Source organism: Nitrospirota bacterium (genome assembly GCA_016214385.1).
Taxonomy (GTDB): Bacteria; Nitrospirota; Thermodesulfovibrionia; order UBA6902; family JACROP01; genus JACROP01.
In genome coordinates, this window is sequence record JACROP010000178.1 from 1 (window position 1) to 3,706 (window position 3,706).

4 protein-coding genes are annotated in these 3,706 nt (G+C 38.9%); all 4 read left to right on the forward strand.

The window, feature by feature from the left end; translation table 11 throughout:
* On the forward strand, positions 1-450 hold a 450-nt coding region (locus HZC12_10810; protein ID MBI5027193.1), incomplete at its 5' end, for a hypothetical protein.
* Between the two features lie 48 nt (positions 451-498).
* Positions 499-2,529 carry a hypothetical protein gene (locus HZC12_10815; GenBank protein MBI5027194.1) on the forward strand — a complete coding sequence of 677 codons (2,031 nt, stop codon included), beginning with the start codon at positions 499-501 and terminating at the stop codon, positions 2,527-2,529.
* 8 nt (positions 2,530-2,537) lie between these two features.
* Entirely contained in the window at positions 2,538-3,389 is an 852-nt protein-coding gene (locus tag HZC12_10820; GenBank protein ID MBI5027195.1) for a CPBP family intramembrane metalloprotease, read from the forward strand.
* Positions 3,390-3,481: 92 nt separating this feature from the next.
* Positions 3,482-3,706: transposase (locus HZC12_10825; protein MBI5027196.1), on the forward strand; the 225-nt coding region annotated here is incomplete at its 3' end.

Here is a 3,706-nt window from a genome sequence, read left to right on the forward strand (position 1 = left end):
AAAAAGAGGATATACACTGATATATCAGAGAAGCTTGAGATAAAAGACAAAATAATAGTACAGAGTATTTTAGGAGGAGAAGAATTTATCGGATGGATAAGGGACAACTTCTTAAAGAGAAAAAAAGATAGAGAATGTCCACCTTTAAGAGAAATACAAAAGTACAAGGCAAAAGAAGAGATTATAGAAGCTGTTGAAAAAGAAATTGGTAAAAACATAGAAGAGATAAGGGCAGAAAGAGGAAGCATTAGACAAATTATGATGGATTTATTATATAGGATAGGCGGATTAACCGGCGTGGAGATAGGCAAAATATTGGGAGTTGACTACAGCACAGTAAGTCAAGGAAGAAAGCGTTTAAGAGAAAAGATACAGAAAGATAAAAAGTTAAAGCAGATGATAAATCGAGTTGAAGAAAATTGTCAATATGAAAGAATTGACCCCCTGTGATTTGACTCTTGACCCCCTGTGATTTGACTCAAAGGAAGACTAACAAAAGTGACCGATGCCTCAGGCACAGAGAAATACTACTATGATAAACTCGGAAGAGTAACCAAGGCAATAAAAACAGTAGACAGCATAGATTACACAACAGAAACCACATATGATGCCCTTGGAAGGACAACAACCATCAAATACCCTGATGGAGAGGCAGTCAACTACAGCTATGACACTGGAGGTAACCTCACAGGGGTAACAGGCCATGTAACCTATTCAAACTTCAACGCCCTTGGCCAGGCAGGAAATATCACCTATGCAAATGGAGTAAGCACAACCTACCAATATTACACAACAAACAACAGACTCTACTCCATAACAACAAATGGCCCTACACAGGGACTACAGAACCTCTCATACAATTACGACAACACAGGAAACATAACCACAATAACAGACATCCTGGACAGCAATAGAACCCAGAACTTCACATACGATGATTTAAACCGACTCACACAGGCACAAAGCACAGCATACGGGACATTGACATACCAATACAACCAGATAGGAAACATCACTTACAACAGCATGGTAGGAAGCTACACCTATGGAACAAAACCCCATGCAGTAACCAAGGCAGGTGCAAACACATACAGTTATGATGCCAATGGCAACATGACAGGCGGTGCAGGCAGGACAATAACATACAACTATGACAACATGCCATCAAAAATAACCAAAAGTGTATCAACATACTTCACATATGACTATTCAGGGCAAAGAGTAAAAAAGAAAGTATCATCTACAACCACTGTTTACATAGGCAAACACTATGAATGCACAAGCAGCCTCTGCACCAAATACATCTTTGCAGGAAATAACAGAATAGCCTCAAAGACATCATCAGCCACCTACTACTACCACACAGACCACCTTGGAAGCAGTAGCATAATTACAGATGCAACAGGAGCCAAAGTCCAGGGAATATACTACTACCCCTATGGCGGCACAAGAAGTAGCACAGGAACAGCAAACATAAAACACAAATTCACAGGGCAGGAAGAGGATGCAGAGACAGGGCTTTACTATTATGGAGCAAGATATTATGACCCAATACTTGGGAGGTTTATAAGTGCGGATAGTATAGTGCAGGATCCATTCTATCCTCAATCCCTCAACCGCTACTCCTATGCCTTAGACAACCCTCTGAAGTATGTAGACCCAAATGGGCAAATTCCCTGGTTGGTAGTAGCAATGATAGTTGGGGCAGTAATAGGAGGAGTAAGCGCAGCAATACAGGGTGGAGATGTTGGAGACATACTTGCAGGAGCATTTATAGGGGCAGTAGCAGCAGGGATAGGATATGGATTTGGTGTTGGTGCTGTAGATCTATTAGCTTTACAAGGTCCTGCTGCTGCTATAGTAGGGGGAGCAGTAGGAGGAATGGTAGGCGGTATAATATCGTCAGGGGAATCAGGTAAAATAGGGCAAGGCATGCTCATAGGAGCGATTTCTGGGGGAGTTGGTGGCTACATAGGGGGATTGGGTGGAGGCACAAATATCTACTTAAAAGGACTTGTCATGATAGGTTCTGGTGCTATAATTGGAGGTGTAGCCTCAGAGCTAACAGGCGGGAACTTTGGAGAGGGACTAAAGATTGGAGGAATCTCCGCAGCAATTTCATTTGCCCTTACTCAGTATTTTGCGAGCACTAACAAAGCAGGAGAGGAGAGTGAGAAGAAGGCCCAGAGGGATTTAAATATAAATAAGGGAGAAAATGCAAGTAGACAGAATAAGTCACTTATAGAAGAGATGATGGAAAATTCATATATGGTAGCGGAGGATGTTAATCCTTATAAAGGAACAGGAGCAGTTGGAGGGTCTGGTCCAATCCGGGAATTTGGTGTGAAGTCATTAAAAGGCGGAGAAGCTTTATACAAAGGAATAAGGTATATAGCCCTCGATGATTACAATTTTTATAGGGCTACTGGGGAACATAAATATGGAGGTTTTAAAAATGTGGAGTGGAATGAAATTCCTGGGAATAACTTTGATGAAAAATGGAAGAATTGGTATAAAGATGGTCATTAAGTATAATAATGGAAGCAACTAGTTTCGATAAATTTTTACTTGCTGAATATCCATACATAGGGATTTTCTATATACCCCTAAAGTTTCTTTTCTTTAATTTAACAGTTATGGTAGCCCTTTGGTTTATATGGGAGCTTATTTATAGGAAAATGACTATCAAATATAATAAAGAAATAAAATTGTCATCGCTAATGGTATTTAATATAATATTAGCAAGTCAATTTCTTCCGATAATTATTAATATTATCTATATCTCAATTGCAGTTAATATTTTTAATGGTTTAGACATATTTAAAATAGTAAGATTTAGTGCCGATAAAAAAAATTTTTTTAATATAGCTACTCTGGGGGATGTTTCGGTTTTTGTTGTTACATTATATGTAGTATTTAAACAGGAATTGCGAAAATACATGGGCTTAGGGGTTTTATTGCCCATTGGATTTAAAAAGACACTGTTTTATACTTTTGCTGGATTAATGATTTTTTTCTTAACCGACTTAATATACTCATCGTTTTTTGGTGGAGACGAATTTATAGTAGAGATGCACCATGAAATGGCTAAATCAGCAAGTACTGTATTCATAGCCACTGTGATTAGTGGTGGTCTTGTAATAGCGCCCATAGGGGAAGAAATATTATTTAGAGGTGTTATCTATACTGCAATTAAAGAGCGTTTAGGTTTCATAACTGCATTATTTTTACAATCGGCATTATTTTCGATGATACACGGAGACAATTTAATGATAGCTTTTATATTAGCTATTGTCTCGACGATTATTTATGAAAAAACAAAAAATCTTTATCCCTCGATTGGTCTGCATTTTTTTCACAACTTGATATTTTATGTGTCAGTTTTTTAGGCACAGAAGAATAAAACCGAAAATTCAAGGGACAGGAGGCAGAGACAGGGGGTCAGGCTGGTTTATGCATTTAAAGTGGTATTCGGAGCAGCATAGCACGGAAACCCCGGATACAATATGAAGGCGCCTTCTATCACCTTATTGTAAGAGGCAACCAGCAGCAGGACATATTCCTCGACGAAGACGATCGCCTTGTATATCTCGATAAGCTGAAAACCTATAAACAGAGATGTGGCTTTGAACTTTATGCCTATGTCCTCATGAGCAACCATATTCACCTTCTCATGGAGACACCGAAAGAGCCGATATCGCGAATG